15 protein-coding genes are annotated in these 16,993 nt (G+C 41.3%); 7 read left to right on the top strand and 8 right to left on the bottom strand.

Annotated features, from left to right (window positions below):
* Positions 1 to 139: 139 nt before the first annotated feature.
* Positions 140 to 490, top strand: a complete 351-nt coding sequence (rpsF, locus tag RMY63_RS22725; RefSeq protein ID WP_322730885.1) for a 30S ribosomal protein S6 — start codon at positions 140 to 142, stop codon at positions 488 to 490.
* 214 nt (positions 491 to 704) lie between these two features.
* Positions 705 to 1,265 (top strand): Npun_F5560 family protein, encoded by a 561-nt coding sequence (locus RMY63_RS22720; RefSeq protein WP_322730884.1) that lies wholly within the window; start codon positions 705 to 707, stop codon positions 1,263 to 1,265.
* A gap of 479 nt (positions 1,266 to 1,744) precedes the next feature.
* On the opposite strand, the gene RMY63_RS22715 is transcribed toward RMY63_RS22720, so the two are convergent.
* Positions 1,745 to 2,101 (bottom strand): STAS domain-containing protein, encoded by a 357-nt coding sequence (locus RMY63_RS22715; protein WP_322730883.1) that lies wholly within the window; start codon positions 2,099 to 2,101, stop codon positions 1,745 to 1,747.
* 474 nt (positions 2,102 to 2,575) lie between these two features.
* On the opposite strand from RMY63_RS22715, the gene RMY63_RS22710 reads away from it, so the two are divergent.
* On the top strand, positions 2,576 to 3,205 hold the full coding sequence (locus RMY63_RS22710) for a DedA family protein (protein ID WP_322730882.1): 630 nt from the start codon (positions 2,576 to 2,578) through the stop codon (positions 3,203 to 3,205).
* A 131-nt stretch (positions 3,206 to 3,336) separates the two neighbouring features.
* Here RMY63_RS22710 and RMY63_RS22705 read toward each other — a convergent pair whose 3' ends face one another.
* Both RMY63_RS22705 and RMY63_RS22700 read right to left on the bottom strand, forming a co-directional pair.
* Positions 3,337 to 4,539, bottom strand: coding sequence for an argininosuccinate synthase (locus RMY63_RS22705; RefSeq protein ID WP_322730881.1), 1,203 nt, complete (start codon positions 4,537 to 4,539; stop codon positions 3,337 to 3,339).
* Positions 4,540 to 5,042: 503 nt separating this feature from the next.
* Positions 5,043 to 5,804 carry a PEP-CTERM sorting domain-containing protein gene (locus RMY63_RS22700; RefSeq protein WP_322730880.1) on the bottom strand — a complete coding sequence of 254 codons (762 nt, stop codon included), beginning with the start codon at positions 5,802 to 5,804 and terminating at the stop codon, positions 5,043 to 5,045.
* Positions 5,805 to 6,299: 495 nt separating this feature from the next.
* Here RMY63_RS22700 and RMY63_RS22695 point away from each other — a divergent pair, with 495 nt between their 5' ends.
* The 4 genes from RMY63_RS22695 (at position 6,300) to RMY63_RS22680 (ending at position 11,564) form a co-directional block, all read left to right on the top strand.
* Positions 6,300 to 7,541 carry an anhydro-N-acetylmuramic acid kinase gene (locus RMY63_RS22695; protein ID WP_322730879.1) on the top strand — a complete coding sequence of 414 codons (1,242 nt, stop codon included), beginning with the start codon at positions 6,300 to 6,302 and terminating at the stop codon, positions 7,539 to 7,541.
* 127 nt (positions 7,542 to 7,668) lie between these two features.
* Complete coding sequence (locus RMY63_RS22690) at positions 7,669 to 8,115, top strand: hypothetical protein (RefSeq protein WP_194046678.1); 447 nt, start codon at positions 7,669 to 7,671, stop codon at positions 8,113 to 8,115.
* Between the two features lie 223 nt (positions 8,116 to 8,338).
* Positions 8,339 to 9,337: a glycosyltransferase family 2 protein gene (locus RMY63_RS22685; RefSeq protein ID WP_322730878.1), complete on the top strand. Its 999-nt coding sequence runs from the start codon at positions 8,339 to 8,341 to the stop codon at positions 9,335 to 9,337.
* Between the two features lie 673 nt (positions 9,338 to 10,010).
* Positions 10,011 to 11,564, top strand: a complete 1,554-nt coding sequence (locus RMY63_RS22680) for a serine/threonine-protein kinase (RefSeq protein ID WP_322730877.1) — start codon at positions 10,011 to 10,013, stop codon at positions 11,562 to 11,564.
* A gap of 476 nt (positions 11,565 to 12,040) precedes the next feature.
* On the opposite strand, the gene RMY63_RS22675 is transcribed toward RMY63_RS22680, so the two are convergent.
* The 5 genes from RMY63_RS22675 to RMY63_RS22655 all read right to left on the bottom strand — a co-directional run bounded on the left by RMY63_RS22675 (position 12,041) and on the right by RMY63_RS22655 (position 16,868).
* Positions 12,041 to 12,238 (bottom strand): NblA/ycf18 family protein, encoded by a 198-nt coding sequence (locus tag RMY63_RS22675; RefSeq protein WP_041565841.1) that lies wholly within the window; start codon positions 12,236 to 12,238, stop codon positions 12,041 to 12,043.
* 702 nt (positions 12,239 to 12,940) lie between these two features.
* On the bottom strand, positions 12,941 to 13,678 hold the full coding sequence (locus RMY63_RS22670) for a Stp1/IreP family PP2C-type Ser/Thr phosphatase (RefSeq protein ID WP_099101680.1): 738 nt from the start codon (positions 13,676 to 13,678) through the stop codon (positions 12,941 to 12,943).
* A gap of 17 nt (positions 13,679 to 13,695) precedes the next feature.
* Entirely contained in the window at positions 13,696 to 15,381 is a 1,686-nt protein-coding gene (locus RMY63_RS22665; protein WP_322730876.1) for an AarF/ABC1/UbiB kinase family protein, read from the bottom strand.
* A gap of 158 nt (positions 15,382 to 15,539) precedes the next feature.
* On the bottom strand, positions 15,540 to 15,866 hold the full coding sequence (locus RMY63_RS22660) for a DUF6825 family protein (protein ID WP_322730875.1): 327 nt from the start codon (positions 15,864 to 15,866) through the stop codon (positions 15,540 to 15,542).
* A gap of 96 nt (positions 15,867 to 15,962) precedes the next feature.
* Entirely contained in the window at positions 15,963 to 16,868 is a 906-nt protein-coding gene (locus tag RMY63_RS22655) for an ATP-binding cassette domain-containing protein (RefSeq protein ID WP_322730874.1), read from the bottom strand.
* Positions 16,869 to 16,993: the final 125 nt, after the last annotated feature.

Here is a 16,993-nt window from a genome sequence, read left to right as displayed (position 1 = left end):
GCTAATGAAACAAAATTGAAAACTGGTAAGATTATAGTTCCTTGTTGCTTTAGATGTTGATTAATACTGGCATTCTCAATAAAATCCAAGTATAAATTAATATCAGCAGCCACTTTTGTCCATGAGGAAACTGAAAAATATGACTACAAATTACGAAACAATGTACATCCTCCGTCCTGACCTGGGAGAGGAACAGGTAGAGCAAGCAGTTACTAAATATCAGAATTTGCTTCGCGATCAAGGCGCCGAGGATATCCAGATTCAAAATCGTGGTAAGCGCCGTCTGGCTTACGAAATCAAAAAACACCGCGATGGCATCTACATTCAGTTAAACTACACTGCGCCGCCAACTGCGATCGCCCCCTTTGAACGTGCCATGCGCTTGAGTGAAGAAGTGATTCGCTATTTGACAATTAAGCAGGAAATTGAACAAGAAAAACCCCCTAAAGAGGAAAAGGAAAAGCCCACTAAAGTAGCAGCAACGGTTTAAGGGGTAGGGAGTAGGGAGATGAGGGAGCAGGGGAAGAATTCCTAACTCCTAACTCCTAACTCCCCACTCCCCACTCCCATTCAATAAAATTTTGTCTTTTTCTTTTTTCGTGACTTATTTGGGAATGCTAAATTAACAAATACTTGCCAAAGGTAGTACTTCCGCAGTTATACCTAAGAGTGGACAAGATTCTGAATGGGAGCTTTAAGCTACTGTGAGCCAATCTGATACACCTAATATTCAAGTTCTCTCAACGGAAGTATCGCAGCTACGCCAAGAGTTGCAACTTCGCGATCAATTAGTGCAACAACTATCTCAAGAACTTTTCCGGCTGGTAAAGGGTAACACTAGTTTTATGCCCCACCAGCCGGAATTTGAGCGCGATCTGACCCAGTTACACGCTTTACAAGAACAACTCCAAGCTGTAGAACAACAGGTGGCGTTCTACCAAGAGCAAATTACAACTCGTGACTCCGAAATTTATCAATTGCGACAGTCAGTTCAAGAACTTACCGATCGCACTCGGATGTTGGAGCAAGTAGTACAAGAGTTGCCTCAAATTTACCGTCGGAAGTTTGAAGAGCGGATGACGCCAGTCAGAGAAAAGGTAGCAATGCTACAACGGGAAAACCGCCAACTGCAAGCAGAACTGCAAAGTGTGAGTTACCGTTTAGCACTCAAAACTCGCAATGCTAGTCACAGCGGTATTGATTTACCAAATTTTCCCCGCCCAGCATCCGAACAAACTAATATTTCCACTCCCCAGAATGCCTAAAATCACCAGTATGGTGGAATCTAAGAGGTAAGAAATTAGTGGGGCAAAGCATCTTGGAGGCATCCAAGTAATAGATCGAGGCAAAAATAACTATAGAGTTAGAAATAACGTAAAGCCTGATGTTCTAACCTTTCTTACCTCCTGCTTCCTTTCACTAGTTACGCTGAATATAAAACAATTAGCTTAGAATAATTTGAAAAACCCTGTCTTTAAAAAGCTGGGGAGTGTCACAAACAGTTGCATTTGCTTTGACCAATTTTAGTCATTTCTGAACTTTACTGCTTTAGGTAGATGACTTCTAATAAACAGATTCGTTCATCCGCAATTTATACTACCTAGCTCAAAGCCATGAGTTTCCCTCAACATTCTTCTCTAGATAAAAAAGAAGATCAGCCTGCTAGCACCAGACTGTTATCTTAAGAGAATGTGAAAAAATGCAAATATTGCTTGACTCCGCCATCCTTCTTTAGATAGATTTATTAGTTAGTTGCTAGCATCATACTGTTATCTTTGACGTTGGTAAAAATATCTTGGTAAGTGTGAAAAATTTCAAACACTGTATCGAGTTGGGTAAGTTCCAAAATCAACCGTACAGGAGCTTGTACGTTGCATAGAACCAAGCGGCAACCACTCTGACGTGCAGCTTTTAACCCTTTTACTAAAGGAACTAACCCAGAACTGTCCATAAAGTTAACTTCTGCTAGGTCAATAACCCAGAGTTGATAAGCTTGAGGGACTACTCTAGCCATCTGTTTGCTCAAAGCCTTACCGCCTTCCAAATCTATGCTTCCTTGAGGTTTAAACAAAATCACTTGAAGTTCTTGTGTGAAAGTCATGAATTTAACAGGGTAATTGGAACACTTGACAAAAAATTGAAAAAGACATAAACACTTTTTCTCTTTCAACGTTGAAATGACTCTTTTACCCAGATATTTGGGCAATTGCAGTCCTACCGTTAAGAGAGATTATTTCAGTATTCATGTCGTATAATTTGTGATAACTTTCATCAATATAGGCATAAGCGCCTAACAATTTCGGTATCAACCGTATCTTTTACAAAATTTTCACAGTTTAAAGGGATATTTATAAATTTTCTATAAAATTTTTAATCTTTTTTCAATAAATTATGAACATGTGGTACTAATTCCAAAAATATTCAAAAGTTAACAGTTACCATAGGCTAGAAGCTATGGATTATTCAGTATTAAACTAATGACTTAATGACTCTATGTATTAGTTTGATTGACACTCCACCCAAAAACAAGCAAGAATATAGTAAAAGTAAAAATTTGTAAAGACGGCGGTGCGGAATGTCTTTAGAGCTGATTTCACTAGAAAATATCCAGGAAGTTGCTCATAATTACGGGTATTGGGCAATTTTTTTCGGAATTTTGCTAGAAAATTTAGGCATTCCCCTTCCTGGTGAAACCGTGACCTTAGTGGGCGGGTTTTTAGCTGGCAGCGATGAACTAAATTTCTGGCTGGTTCTCGGTGACGCAATCATGGGTGCTGTCATTGGTGGCATTTGTGGCTATTGGATTGGTAGAGTTAGCGGTTGGGCTTTTCTGGTAAGAGTTGGCAGCATATTTCGGATTTCTGAAGTGCGGCTGCTGAGTATTAAAGATCAATTTAGTCAAAATGCTGCTAAAGGGGTGTTTTTTGGGCGTTTTTTGGCATTGTTACGAGTTTTTGCTGCACCACTAGCTGGTATAGCTGAAATGCCCTTTGGAAAATTCTTTTTATATAACTTGTTAGGAGCAGTTGCTTGGGCTAGTTTGATGGTGACATTAGCTTTTTTTGCTGGCAAAGTAGTGTCTTTAGAACAATTGGTTGCTTGGGTGGGTCAATTTGCGATCGCAGCGTTACTAATCCTCGCTGCCTTAATTATTGTGCCCCTGTGGCTGGAATCTCGCCAAGTCAAAGGTATAGCAGAAGAGTAAGTCAAGCATAAATAAGTGACGAGTGAGGAGTGAGGAGTAAAGTAAAAAGTGAATTTTTTAACTTTTACTTTTGTATTTTGCTTTTTTAACTCCTAACTCCTGTACAGACGCGATTAATCGCGTCTCTACTTCTAACCCCTAATCTGCTTTGACCAAATGCGAGTCGGTAGTCCCCAAACGTAGATAAAGCCTTCAGCGGCTTTATGGTCAAATTTGTCTTCGGCTCCGTAAGTTGCCAAATCGGGAGTGTAGAGAGAATTATCGCTCGAACGCGCAACTATCGTAGAGTTGCCCTTGAACAACTTCACTCGCACAGTTCCAGAGACTTGCTCTTGTGTCTTTTGAATAAAGGCATCGAGTGCAACTTTGAGTGGACTGTACCACAAACCGTTGTAAACAATTTGGCTGTAAGTTTCTTCAATCCCACGCTTGTAATGGGTGACATCTGCCGTTAAGGTCAAGCTTTCTAAATCCCTATGTGCCTGAATTAGTACCAACATCGCGGGTGATTCGTAGATTTCCCGTGATTTGATCCCCACCAGACGGTTTTCAATCATATCAATCCGTCCGATGCCGTGATTTCCTACCGCCTGATTGAGTTCTTCAATTAGCTCAACTGGCTTTTTGGCTATACCATTGAGGGTTGTGGGAATCCCACCGTAGAAACCAATTTCGATGTACTCTGGCTCGTTGGGAGTGTGAGCGATCGCTTTGGTCATCTCATAAATTTCTTCTGGTGGCTCAAATGACGGATCTTCGAGTAAACCAGCTTCAATGCTACGACCGAGCAAATTCTTGTCAATACTATAGGGAGAAGATTTTTTGACTGGTGAGGGAATACCAAACTTTTCTCCATAAGCGATCGTTTCCTCACGACTCATTCCCCATTCTCTGGCTGGTGCGAGGATCTTCAGGTTGGGGTTTAAGGCGGTGACAGAGACATCAAAGCGAACCTGATCGTTGCCTTTGCCAGTGCAACCGTGAGCGATCGCATCAGCACCATATTTTTCGGCTGTTTCTACTAATATTTTGGCAATCAGTGGACGAGCCAGGGCGGTTCCTAGAGGATAACGATTTTCATAAAGGGCGTTGGCTTGAATCGCTTCAAAGGCGTAATCTTTAACGAAGCTGTCTTTGACATCCGCCACAAGGGATTCACTTGCACCCGATTTCAGAGCTTTTTCTCTGATTGGCTCTAATTCATCTCCCTGACCTAAATCTGCTGCTAAGGTAATTACCTCTTCCACACCCCACTCTTGTTTGAGGTAGGGGATACAAACTGAGGTATCCACTCCGCCAGAATATGCCAGGACAACCTTTTTGGCGCGACCCATTAATTTCTCCAGTTAGGACAACAAAGAATGAGTCATTATTATATCTAAACTAATCCATGTATATTTTATTCATCCAACAACCTATAGACGGTTCACTCTCAATACAGTTCGGTTAAGCTCTAAGGATTATTGAGTACACCTCTTGCACAAATGTAAAATTTGCCCACCCTGCGGAAAGCGAGCTACATCTCCCAACCCATTCTCCCAATTTGGCGAGAATGGGAGCCAATTTAAAAGCCCCTCTCCCAAGCTTGGGATAGGGATTTAGGGTGAAAGCTCATTGATTCGTGCAAAAAGTCTAGTTAAAGAAAATTTTTCTACAGTTTGCTAAACGTAGCATTAACCGTAGAACAAGGCCCGATTATAAATGGCAAAAGGATTAGGGCGAGTTTACCTAAGTAAACTCACCCTGATTTGTATTTAATATTAACTAAGTTTTGAAATACTTGTACAGGCTAAGGGTAGAGTGTAGACAAAATCTTACTGAGCTAAGATTGATATATTTAATGAGATTGCCTTACACTTTGCAACTTTTGATTCTTGCGCTTGCGTAGAAACATACCACCTACAGCCAGCATACCTAAGGTAACACTAGGCTCAGGAACAGACTTAGGGTCAAAACCTGTAAATTTGTCAGTTCCTAGATGGAAAGAATGGTTGTCGCTTTCAAACCCACCACCACCTGTTTGGGTAATGACAATCTTGTTGAAAATATCGTTGCTACTATCTGAGTAGAAGTGAAGGTAGCCATTTCCTTCACCGCCATGCTGTGACGCATGAATTGGAGCAACTGGGTTCACATCCTCAGTTGTAAATGATTTGATCAGATTATCGCCATTGTAAAAGGAAAAAACGTTACCAGAACTGATAGCTCCCCAGTCAATACCGAAATAATTGAGGGAACTTGCAAGTTTAATTGTGACTTGATCGCCGTTGAAAACTGCCAAATAGTTACCATTATTATTGACTTCACCGTTTGCCCCAGCAGGTGCCCATTGATCTAACTTAACACTGCTGTGTTGACCGTTCTCAAATGAGTACTTAGCGAAACCAGTGGTTGGTGCTTGACCATTATTGAAGTCAATAGTTTTCGTACCGGGAAGTTGAGTAAACTCAGAAAAAGCACCTTGGTCAGTTTCTCCATTAGGACCTGCAATGCCAGTGGTTACTTTGAAGGAAATAGCCTGGGCAGAACCTGCATAAATAAATGAGGAGATTGCAGATAAAGATAGAGCAGCAATACAAGCAATTTTTGTAAGAGACATACTTTTGAGATTCTGTATTTTTAATTGTTGAAAAATTCGCTGTGCGATTTGAGTTCATTATGTAATGTCTTTTATCAAAAAGAATAGGATAAAAATACTGGATTTATATTTACTGAAAAACTGCTATATCTAGTAAAGCACTTGCTTGATTTTTGAACATAAATAAGTATTTTCACTCGCTGAAAAAATGAATAGAGTATCTGTTCTTTATCTGAAGATAAAAAACTTGTAAAGTTAGCTCGTATATATCAAGAATTTGTATCTTCGGATGTTGTTCTGATTAAGGCTCAATCAAGATAACAAACAAAACTGTTTGAAATTCTTTGTTTGCTGATAAATAGAAATAGATTCGCGGTTATTGCTATTGGTTTTGACATTCTTCCTTTGTTCTATTTACTTTTACTTCTGTAGTCAACTATGGAACCTGAGTGTTTTGACATAGCTAGTAACATGAATTAAACTAAAGTATTGCAATCAACAAACGAATCTTGATCGATGCATGCAACTGAAAAAGCTGTTGTCCCTACTCGCGTTATTGGTTTAATTAGTGGCACATCCGTAGATGGCATAGACGCTGCGTTGGTAGAGATTTCCGGCACAGAATTGGATCTCAAAGTTGAGTTGCTAGCCGGGGCAACATATCCTTATCCAGCCGAACTCAGAGAAAGAATATTAGCAGTTGGTGCAGGCATTGCCATCTCAATGGCAGAATTAGCAGAGATAGATGATGCGATCGCTCAAGTCTTTGCCCAAGCCGCCCAAAATATTCAAATTGGTCATCAGCCAGCCACTCTCATTGGCTCCCACGGTCAAACGGTTTATCATCGACCACCTGCGGATAGGGGAATGGAGAATCGGGAATCGGGAATCGGCAAGAAAACCAATCCTTACTCCCTACTCCCTACTCCCTACTCCCCACTAGGTTACAGTCTCCAACTAGGGCGCGGTGCATTAATTGCCCATCTTACGAAGATTGCAACTGTGAGCAATTTTCGTGTTGCTGATATTGCTATTGGTGGTCATGGTGCCCCTCTCGTGCCCAGAGTTGATGCTTATTTACTTAGTCATCCCCAGGAGGGGCGTTGTATTCAAAATATTGGTGGTATTGGCAATGTTGCTTATATTCCGCCTCGGCATGGAGACTGGCTCTCAAAAATTCGTGCTTGGGATACTGGCCCAGGAAATAGTCTGTTGGATCTAGCGGTGGAGGATTTAAGCGCTGGTGCTAAAACTTATGATCAAGATGGCAATTGGGCAGCGAGTGGTACTCCTTGCCATCCTTTAGTAGAACAATGGCTCAACCAAGACTACTTTCATCTACCGCCACCCAAATCCACTGGACGCGAATTATTTGGTGTGGCTTACCTGCATCAGTGTTTAAAAGATGCTCAAACATACCAACTCAATCCTGCTGACGTACTGGCAACTCTTACAGAACTTACAGCTGCTTCAATTGTTCACAGTTACCGCACTTTTTTGCCAGAAATGCCACAACGGGTACTATTATGCGGTGGTGGTAGTGGCAATCTCTATTTGAAACAAAGATTACAGTTATTGTTGGGATCAATACCAGTCTGGACTACAGATGAAGTTGGCTTAAGTACAGATTTTAAAGAAGCGATCGCTTTCGCAGTTTTAGCCTACTGGCGACATTTGGGTATTCCTGGCAACCTACCTACTGCCACAGGTGCACCTCAAGAAGTACTTTTGGGAGAAATTCACCAAGGTCAATCCTGAATGCTGAGTCAGGAACAATAAACAAGATAAAAAATTTCTTCATTCTTCACTCGCAACTCAGCACTTGTAACTTAGCACTGCTATAACTATAGTTTTGGCGGCACTTGAGCAAGACAAGGAATAAAAGGTGGCTCATACTTTTTTATTGGAACCAGGACGCTGGGCAATGGAAGGAAATTGGCTGGAACGTAATGGTATGCCAATCAGCGTCAAGGGTATGACCTTGGTCGCTTGGAATCGAGATAACTGGTTTACTATGGCCACAAAACTGATTTTCCCAGGTAGCGATCGCTCTGAAATCTCTCTGCAATATAAGGGGCGGTTGCATGATGGAGAGCGTCAGTATACTTTTTTACTACAACATAATATTTTGGGGCAGGTTGAAGGCGAAGGTTGGATTGGTCTGGACACTATCGTACAGCGTTACTGGGTACTAGGCGATCGTCAGCGTCGTAGTGGCTTTGAAACCCTACACCGGATTTCGCAAGATACATATTACCTCAGTAGTGGTATTTTGGCTGGTCATTTTTTAACTAACACAATGGAAGCTAGCCTAGAGCGTCAGTCAACCTAAAAGCAGCATTGCCACCGCTTTGCTGTTCTTCTAAGCCAAAAACCCCTGTTCAAAAAACTCTGGCAGCGCACTGGTTTCCCAACGCCTAATATCTCCTGCCCAACGTTAACCACTCATCATTTATTCTCACCGACCTACTGAGTTGTATAGTAAAAAGGAAACGATCAAATTATTGTCAGGATTTTAGTATTTTACCTAACCGTGTAATCAGGAGTTCAGTTTCGTGAATCCTAAAGTCTCCGTTATTATCCCTGCTTACAATACTGAAACTTATATTGGAAAGGCAATAGAGTCAGCTTTAGAGCAAACACTCACTGACATCGAAGTTATCATAGTCGATGATGGCTCAAGTGATAAAACTGTAGAAGTCGCTAAAAGTTTCACCGATCAACGTCTTAAAGTGATAGTTAATCAGCAAAATATTGGAGCAGCGGCTGCACGGAATCGCGCCTTTAGAGCAGCTCAAGGAGAATGGATTGCTGTACTTGATTCAGATGATTGGTATGCTCCCAAAAGATTGGAAAAGCTTGTGTCTCTGGCAAATAAAACAAATGCAGACATGATTGCTGATGATGTTTATTTTATCAAAGACGGTGCAACATCTCCTTGGAGTACATTGATTCAAGAAAGTGGAGAACGTATAGATAAAATTCTCCAAATTGATATCGTTTATTTTGTAGAAACTGATGTCTTTGGGGAACCAGGATTGCATCTTGGCTTAAGCAAACCTCTATTCAAACGAGAATTTTTGGTTAAGCATGGTATTGAGTACAATGATGAAATTAGGATGGGTCAAGATTTTTGGCTTGATCTGAAATGCTTAATTAAAGGAGCTAGGTTTTTTATTGAACCAAAACCCTATTATTTCTACCGTTCACGCCCTGGTTCTCTTGTATATCAAAGCCAATTACCACGTCTAAATCAATCTTGTAAAGCTGCTAAATATTTCATGCAACAAGACGTTGTAAAAAAAAATCCGGCTTTAATGCGTGCTCTATCTTATAATCTTTCAGTCTTTAAGAAAAATCTAGCTTACTTTGAAGTTATAGAACCTATAAAACAAGGAAAATGGTTAACAGCCTTCACAGAAGTCAGGAAAAATCCGGGCTTTTTTTATGATTTTATGTCCCGATTTAATGGGATCGTCGAACGTCGAATTCAATACTATGTGATGAATAATAAATCAAGTTTTGATATATATCCTAACCAACAAAGGAAATGAAAAACTACCTCTTAGGCTATTACAGTTTTATCAATAAATAATGCATCTTGACATAGTAAGAATGAGTTTGAAGGTTAAAAATATTGTTAGGTAATCAGAAAATGTTTTAAAAGTATTGGGCGAATATAATTCGCTATTACACAAACAAAGTCTACATCTGTGAACTAATGCAAATTTAAGGGTTTGTTAACCTGCAAAGGCAGGTAAGGTTTCATGTAGCCAAACTAGTGCCGTCTTCTCCCAACACAAAGCCATGTCTCCAAGAGTTGGGAAGACACCAAGAGTGATAGCGCATTAGTCAAAATTGGGCAAACTAAAACTACACCGCAATTAAAGTGCAAAATGGTACAAAGCGTCATTATAAATCTACTCTTTATGCTTGTTTGATTTGGTATGTTGCACCAGTTGCAATGACCGTCTCAGTTGCAAACGGTCAGATCGTGGTTTCAATCTTCTGAAAGAGGACTGAAAAAGCTAGTACAGCACCGCGTAAATAGACCAACTATTGGAAATCGCACAAAAGCCTAGCTTATAAGCTTTTTGCCTTTTGACTTCCATTTCTGTCTTGCAGTACGAGCATAAAAAGTCATTTATAGGCGCAATAATCAGATATCAGTTTGAATGCACTTGTCCTCCTAAACACTTACAACCTGCTTTTGAAGTCGAATTTTCTATGTCAGACCCCAACATTGGTCACTTACTCAGCAAACGCTACCAACTCCAAGAGTTAATCGGTACTGGAGCAATGGGTCGGGTTTATCGTGCTAAAGATACATTGTTGGGAGGTGTACCTGTTGCGGTTAAGTTTCTAGCTCTATCAATCCAAAATGAAAAGATGCGATTGCAAGACCGCTTTGAGCGAGAAGCAAAAACCTGTGCTTTACTAGGGCAAAAAAGTATCCATATTGTCCGAGTTATGGACTATGGCGTAGATGACAATAACATCCCCTTCTACGTCATGGAATACTTACAAGGACAAAGCCTCAACAATATTATTCGCAAGCAACGATTACCTTTACCAAGATTCCTCAGTATGGTGCGTCAACTCAGCCTGGGGTTACAGTGTGCCCATGATGGGATCCCGGTTGATGGCACTATTTGCCCAATTATCCATCGCGATGTCAAGCCAAGCAATATGCTGGTGATTCAAGATCCCAGTTTTGGAGAATTGGTCAAGGTTCTAGATTTTGGTATTGCTAAGTTATTACAGTCAGATGGCGACCATACAAAATTTTATTTGGGGACATTGGCTTATTCTTCTCCCGAACAAATGGAGGGTAAGGAATTAGACAACCGTGCTGATATTTATAGTTTGGGCGTCATGATGTTTGAGATGCTCACGGGTAAAATGCCACTGGTGGCATCAACTCACTCTTTTGGTGCGTGGTATAAAACACATCACTATCAAAAACCACGTTCTTTTGCTGAGGCTGCGCCGGGATTAGAACTACCAAAAGAAATCGAAAATTTAGTGATGAGTTGTCTAGCTAAAATAGCACGCGATCGCCCTCAAAGTATTACTGAAATCCTTAGAGTTTTAGCATCTTTAGAAAAGCCTGAGCATACACGCAAAATTCAGCAAGCTGACCTTGCTCTAGTTCCTACTACTACAGCTAGCACTGAGTTTGAACAAAAGCCCAAAGCCGATTTGCGGGTATCTTGGTCAAACGATGAAATTACTCGTGCCATTTCCTGGCCCCAAAATAAACCAATTGCCGATATTGTGTTTCCCCAGCCCATTCATATCAATGGGGAGGTTTTACCAGCGTTGTGGGTGATGCTACCGCAAGAGGAAATTCAAAAACGCTTACTCTGTAACCGCTATAACCAATTTCTGTTCATCTCTATCCCCCATCCCATGCTGCTATGGATTACTGTCATCCACAACCGCAAGCATGGTGCTAAATGGTTGCCTTATTACCTCGATCTCAAAACCAGCCCTGGTCAGGAAATTGCCCGGTTACTACAACACACAGGTTACTACCGCCTGTTATTCTTTGCACGAGAAGCACCAAATCCTTGTACCCACATATTACTTTCCAGCATCGCTTCTGCCCAGCGCCAACGACTGCAAGAGTGGGTCGCAATGAGCAATACGTTGATGTCCTCTGCCGATCCGCAAATCAGTAAAGGTTTACTCAAAAAGGAGTACGAAAAAATTAAGCCTCAAATTCTAACAAAACTGGAAAGTATTGATACAGATTCTCCATACGATCTTTCCAGCTAAAGATAATTGTCTAATGTTGCGTGTTTTATATAGAACTAAAAGGCGATCGCTCAAATAATGTAACGTTTTATAAACAAAGTATATATAAAGATGTAAGTTCTAGTTATATGTATAAAGAGTGAAATTACTAGCTACTAAAGTAGTGGTATGCAAATTATCTCTGAATCTTCCTGTGCAAATATTCCAGTGGATTGTAAATGTATGCAGGTGTGATTCTCAGATTAGACAAAACAACAAGAAGTTTAGCTAAAGCAAACAACGGATTTAGCCTGCAATCCTAAAGTTAGTCTGGACTTTAGCAAATATGCAGTAGACAATGTTTACTCATTCGTCGTTAATTTCGTGAATTTAACTTTTGCGCCATCTTGTTTCGATTAAAATTGTTTATCGAAGTTGACGCCCCGACATCCCCAGCTCTTTTCCTCCTTGGAACCAAGCAAGAGAAGGAGGTCGCCCACTGCGACATTAGAACGACTCTATGCCATAGTGGAACCGGAATCTAAGCCCCACTGGTGCTTAAGAAGCTCTTGATAAGTTGCCTCGCGCACGACCATTTGCTCATAGAGCTTGACTAAAAAATCTTTAGCTTGATCGTGGCTCATATTCTGCACTTGAGTAGCAAATGAGCAGATGCTGAATTGCTGTTCTAGGGATAGTTTCATTGGTTGATTCATAATTACTCCGAAAAAACAACGCGTAAAGGTGACATCGCTTACAGAAGTCCAAATGGGATAATATTTGGACTCATATCTGTCCAACATTTGTTCCTCCGTATTACGAAAGATAACAATTGTTTGACAGATTGCCCACATCCAAAGTGTGGATTTTTTCTGCTTTGATATCTTGCACCTAATCCTACTGATATACCACCCAAGTCAGCTGAACCATATTCCGGAAAATAAGCTCTATTTGGTTTCAGATAGGTATAACTACCTTCCTAATTTTTTCCTGCTTTGCACAAATCTCCTTTAAAGAGAATATCTGGTGCTATGCAGAACCTGTCTTAGTCTTTGTGTTTAAAAAGCCTAAGATGCTGTCTCTCCAAGTGTGGAGGAAGCTTCGGAGGGTGGAGATTTTAAGGAAGTTAGGGAATTAATGGTAATAAGCGTGAATTATAGTCGCTTTACCTTATTACGTGCAAGATGTCAATTTACCAATTTATACAAATTTAACTTCTTTAGGTGATTTTAGAGGCTAAAAATATTTGTATCAAATTGTAAAAAGGAAAAATGCTCATGCTGAACAAATTACTGAGTATATTTACCGGATTTGTCCTTTGTCTTTTGTCCTACCCTGCGGGAAGCCGCTGGCGCGTCTATGTCATTTGTTTAAAGTTACTAAGCATCGACCAATGACTAATGACCAATGACCAATGACTAATGACTATTTTCTTCGAGTGAGACGATGACAACTGTGATGTTATCGTGCCCTCCATGCTCTTTGGCAGCTTCAACAAGAGAGATGGCGGCTTTATCAAGCCAAGGACTATCTTGGAGGCAGTTAGCAATCTTCTGCTCGACAAGTTCTTCTGTAAGACCATCACTACATAAGAGCAAGCGATCGCCAACTTTTACATCTAGTGGTTGCACATCAATTTGATGCAAGTCTTCGCGCCCCAAACAACGCGATAATACATGACGAAAAGGATGTAATCGTGCTTCATCTAAGGTGATGTCGCCAATTTTGATGGCTCGTGCTACCCAAGTGTGGTCTTCCGTTACTTGTTCTAGGTGCGATTCTCGGAAGCGATACAGCCGCGAATCGCCAACATGAGCGCACCAAGGCGACTCTGGGGAGCGAAAAATAACTGCTACAACCGTTGTCCCCATGTCGGCGCGTTCGGGATGATTTTGCTGATCCTGCAAAATCGCTTCATTAGCACCCCACAAAGCTTGCTCTAGCAATTCTTGAGAAGATTTGGAAGTTTCCCAATTTGCTACCAAATACGCCTGAATTTCTCCAGTAGCAATGCGACTTGCCTCCTCACCTCCGGCATGACCACCCATACCATCGGCAACGACGAAAAATCGTCCTTCTGGGTCGATATAGTAAGCATCCTGATTATTAGAACGAATAAGTCCCGGATCGCTAAAACCCGTGAAATTAAGTTTCATAATTTTTTTGCAACATATTAATACATACGATCGTAACGGTCGAGACGTAAAAGTAATCGGATCATGATCGCTGAAAGCGCCACTGCAATTAAACCGGGCAGCAGTGCCAACCATACATAATCCTTAACCACTAAAATAGTAGCTGAAAGCGTGAAACCGCTGATTAACAGAGCATAGCTTATTGAGAGCTGAATACTGCTCTGTCGCCGCAGCAGGCGTTCGGTTTCTATAGACCGAACGCGCAAGCGCATATCTCCCTGCTCTAGCTTCTCTAGTGTATCCTCTAATCTACGTGGTAGACCAAAGGCGGTACTACTTACTTGAGCTGCTTGGCGACTTAATTCGTTAAGAAAGCTATTCCCCTCAGAACCATTCATATCGCTCATAAGTTGCATTGCATACGGTTTGGCAACTTCCATAAAGTTAAACTCTGGATCTAAGCCTTTGCCTACCCCTTCTAGGGTAGAAAAGGCTCGCATCACGAAAGTGAAAGTTGCTGGAAATCTAAATGGCTGATTATAAGCTATTTCGTAAAGGTCGTCACTGATTGCTGCAACTGATTGGTTCTCAAAGGGCTTATCCATAAAATTGTCCAGCATATACTGGACGGAACGCCGCACTGGCCCCATATCATCAGTTGGGGCGATCGCACCTAAATCGATCAGAGATTGCACAACGCGATCGCCATTTTTTTGGGCAATACCAAAGAGTGTTTCCATCAATCCTTCGCGGATGTTGGACTTAATCCGCCCCATCATGCCGAAATCGTAGAATATCAAAGCACCATTTGCACTAACAGCAATATTTCCTGGGTGAGGATCGGCGTGGAAAAAGCCACTATTGAGTAATTGTAGTAAGTAGGCTTGAGCGCCTTGACGAGCGATCGCTTTTCGATCTAAACCTGCTGCTTCTAAAGCTTCGTATTGGCTAATTTTAATTCCAGGGAGATATTCTAGAGTCAGCACTTTGGAAGTAGCGTAACGCCAGTATATTCTGGGGACGTTCACCCAATCGTAGCCGCGAAAGTTCCGGCGAAAAGTATCGGCGTTACGACCTTCGTTAAGATAATCAATTTCTTCCCAAAGAATGCGGCAACATTCTTCGTAAATACCCAACCAATCTCGTCCCCGTCCCCATTTGGGATGGTTTTGAAAGTAGCGGGTAATTCCTTTGAGAATCTGTAAATCTATTTCAAATAATTTCTTTAGCCCAGGACGTTGCACTTTGACAACAACCGATTCTCCAGTATGTAGCACAGCTTTGTGTACTTGCCCCAAGCTAGCAGCAGCTAAGGGAATAGGTTCAAAATTATGGAAGAGTTCAGGAATTTTCTTGCCTAGTTCTTTCTCAATGATCGCTTCTACTTGCTCATAACTAAATGCGGGTACTTTGTCTTGTAACTTGGCTAGTTCTTCTACATATTCACCAGGGAATATATCAGCACGGGTAGAAAACAGTTGCCCAACTTTGATGAAGGTTGGCCCTAAATCCAGTAGAGTATTGCGAATCCAAACCGCTTGGGTTTTGCGTCTTGCAGCTTGCTTTACATCAGTCACACCACCTGGATAACTCCAAGATTTGTTGTATAGCCAAAGTTTGAACAATAAGGTCAAGACAAAAGACCAAATGTCCACAAAACGCCGTTTGCTAGAGTATTTTTCCCGATTCCAACGGTATGCTTTCTCTGAATAACCTTGTTCCATATACTTTGTGTACCGTTGGTTTGCGACCGAATCACTTGGAAGAAAAGACACTCTGGTTCCTAAACTATTCTTTCTTAAATGTCCTTTGTCATTTGTCTTTTGTCATTTGTACATAATTTTTGACTAATGACCAATGACTAATGACTAATGACTAAAATTTATGCAGAAGTTCTGCGATAATGTTGCAATTCTGTTCGTAACAGGGCAATTTCGGCTCGTAATTCATCAATCTCTGCTTGCAAGTCACCGGAATCAGAACTGGCTTGCCCAGTACCTGCGGTAGCTTGACTAGCATTAGATGATTCTGCTGCCCGATTTGCCCGCTCTAGAACTTCGTCTGTAAACTGGCGCAGCTGCTCTCTAGCTTCTGCATCAAATTTGCCCAGATCGCTCAAAGCATCGGTCAAGGCGACCTCTAAACGCTCATTAACTACTTCAGCTACTGCTCTGCCTACGAAAAAGGCTTGCACAAGGGGGTTACTCATAAATTTTTGTTACGTTGATCCGCAAGAGAATTATAACTTGCCTGTATGCTTTGCGGCTTCTGTTGTTGAGCTAGAAATTTACATAAAGCGATCGCTTTATTTATCACATTCCAGTAACTCTCGATAATATTGCTCTGGTGTACTCGGTAAATAAGTTGTCATTTGCAAAGTTTGTTCCTTAAACTTGAAACCTTGGGTAATGTTAATTCGGCTGAGGAAATCAATATCGTGGGAAATTACCCAAAGCGCTCCTTGGTAATCATTGATACCTACTACCATTTGCTCAACAGTTTCAATATCCAGGTTATTAGTTGGCTCATCAAGAATCAGGAGATCGATTTCTGAGATACTGATCATAGCGATCGCTAATCTTGCTAACTCACCTCCACTCAACACAGAAGCGCTTTTGTGAACGTCATCATATTTAAAGAGAAAGTGTCCTAGTTGTTGACGCAAAAGCTGATAGCTGAGATGAGGATTGGCAGCTTGCATATTTTCCAGAATTGTGTATTGGCGATTTACCAATTCGTAGGTTTGATCGAGATATACAGCTTTCATTGCGGGTGTGAGCAAAACCTCACCTGATTCTAAAACCGCTGTTTGGTTTTTCATCCCCAAAATTGCTTTGACCAAACTCGATTTACCTGAACCGTTTGCGCCAATAATGGCTATGCGATCGCCAGATGATATATGCAGTTGAATATTTGGAATTAATAGACGCTCTGATATCCTAAGATTCGCACCCTGGATATTAATTAGATTTCGGCGTTTTTGATTTTTTTCTTCTAGCTGAATACTTGTTACTTTGGTAGTTTTGACCTTCGTCTCTGCAACTTTTTGATTAGCCTTTGCTACTGCTGCTTCATGTTTCTTTTTCGCAGTTCCGGTAGACACCTCAGCTTTGGTTTTAATCAGTCCTGCTGCCATTCTATCAATACTACCATTCAGAAACTTGGCGCGACCGTTGCGACTAGATTGGGCTGCGCGTTGCTGTTCTTGCATGGCTGTGGCTTGGGTACGTTTGAGTTCCTTTCTGGCGGCTTCGTGCGATCGCAATGCTACCTCTAACTCTATCAGGACTTACGCAACTGGCACAGGGCGATCGCAAATTGGTAGTACCAATGTAT

It is taken from the genome of Nostoc sp. ChiQUE01b, from assembly GCF_034531255.1.
In the GTDB taxonomy this organism is placed as follows: domain Bacteria; phylum Cyanobacteriota; class Cyanobacteriia; order Cyanobacteriales; family Nostocaceae; genus Nostoc.
Note: the sequence above shows the minus strand (reverse complement) of the source record. Positions and strands in the feature narration are given on the sequence as shown.

Coding starts and splice junctions, on each gene's coding strand:
- rpsF (WP_322730885.1), top strand. CDS start 140: ATGACTACAAATTACGAAACAATGTACATCCTCCGTCCTGACCTGGGA.
- RMY63_RS22715 (WP_322730883.1), bottom strand. CDS start 2,101: ATGACTTTCACACAAGAACTTCAAGTGATTTTGTTTAAACCTCAAGGA.
- RMY63_RS22710 (WP_322730882.1), top strand. CDS start 2,576: ATGTCTTTAGAGCTGATTTCACTAGAAAATATCCAGGAAGTTGCTCAT.
- RMY63_RS22705 (WP_322730881.1), bottom strand. CDS start 4,539: ATGGGTCGCGCCAAAAAGGTTGTCCTGGCATATTCTGGCGGAGTGGAT.
- RMY63_RS22700 (WP_322730880.1), bottom strand. CDS start 5,804: ATGTCTCTTACAAAAATTGCTTGTATTGCTGCTCTATCTTTATCTGCA.
- RMY63_RS22695 (WP_322730879.1), top strand. CDS start 6,300: ATGCATGCAACTGAAAAAGCTGTTGTCCCTACTCGCGTTATTGGTTTA.
- RMY63_RS22680 (WP_322730877.1), top strand. CDS start 10,011: ATGTCAGACCCCAACATTGGTCACTTACTCAGCAAACGCTACCAACTC.
- RMY63_RS22675 (WP_041565841.1), bottom strand. CDS start 12,238: ATGAATCAACCAATGAAACTATCCCTAGAACAGCAATTCAGCATCTGC.
- RMY63_RS22670 (WP_099101680.1), bottom strand. CDS start 13,678: ATGAAACTTAATTTCACGGGTTTTAGCGATCCGGGACTTATTCGTTCT.
- RMY63_RS22665 (WP_322730876.1), bottom strand. CDS start 15,381: ATGGAACAAGGTTATTCAGAGAAAGCATACCGTTGGAATCGGGAAAAA.
- RMY63_RS22660 (WP_322730875.1), bottom strand. CDS start 15,866: ATGAGTAACCCCCTTGTGCAAGCCTTTTTCGTAGGCAGAGCAGTAGCT.
- RMY63_RS22655 (WP_322730874.1), bottom strand. CDS start 16,868: ATGCAAGAACAGCAACGCGCAGCCCAATCTAGTCGCAACGGTCGCGCC.